Origin of the sequence: Micrococcus sp. HSID17227 (genome assembly GCF_003989405.1) — a bacterium.
Taxonomy (GTDB): domain Bacteria; phylum Actinomycetota; class Actinomycetes; order Actinomycetales; family Micrococcaceae; genus Micrococcus; species Micrococcus luteus.
In genome coordinates, this window is sequence record NZ_RBLN01000549.1 from 1 (window position 1) to 628 (window position 628).

1 protein-coding gene is annotated in these 628 nt (G+C 76.6%); it reads left to right on the forward strand.

Features of this window, described 5'->3' with window-relative positions; genetic code table 11:
- Window positions 1-628, forward strand: a 628-nt coding sequence (locus D8M29_RS13230) for an alpha/beta fold hydrolase (RefSeq protein WP_127446082.1), incomplete at both ends; no start/stop codon positions are given.

Below are 628 nucleotides of genomic sequence, written 5' to 3' on the forward strand. Positions count from 1 at the left end.
GCTGGCGGCTCTCGGGCTGCGCGACCTGGCAGCCACCGGCCACCCGCTGATCACGCTCGGCCACGACTGGGGCGCTGTCGTGTCCCTCGGCTGGGCGCCGCGTCACCCGCAGCTGGTGGCCGGCGTCGCGACCCTGAACACCGCGGTCCACCAGCCCGAGGGGGCGCCGATCCCCGCCCCGCTGCAGGCCGCCCTCGCCGGGCCCGTCCTGCCGGCCTCCACCGTCACCACGGACGCCTTCCTCTCCGTGACGACCTCCCTCGCCACCCCGGCCCTCGACCGCGAGACGCGGGCCGCCTACCACCTGCCCTACGACACGGCGGCCCGACGCGGCGGCGTCGGCGGCTTCGTCGCGGACATCCCGGCCGACCCCGGCCACGGCAGCCATCCCGAACTGCAGCGGGTGGGCGAGGACCTCGCCGCCCTGGGCCGTACCGACGTGCCCGCCCTCATCCTGTGGGGCGCCGACGACCCGGTCTTCCTGGACCGCTACCTCGACGACCTCCGCGACCGCCTGCCCCACGCGCGCGTGCAGCGTTACGAGCGGGCGGGGCACCTGCTCGTGGACGACCGCGACATCACCGCGCCCCTGCTGCAGTGGGCCCAGCTGCTGCAGGGGCGCGGTGAT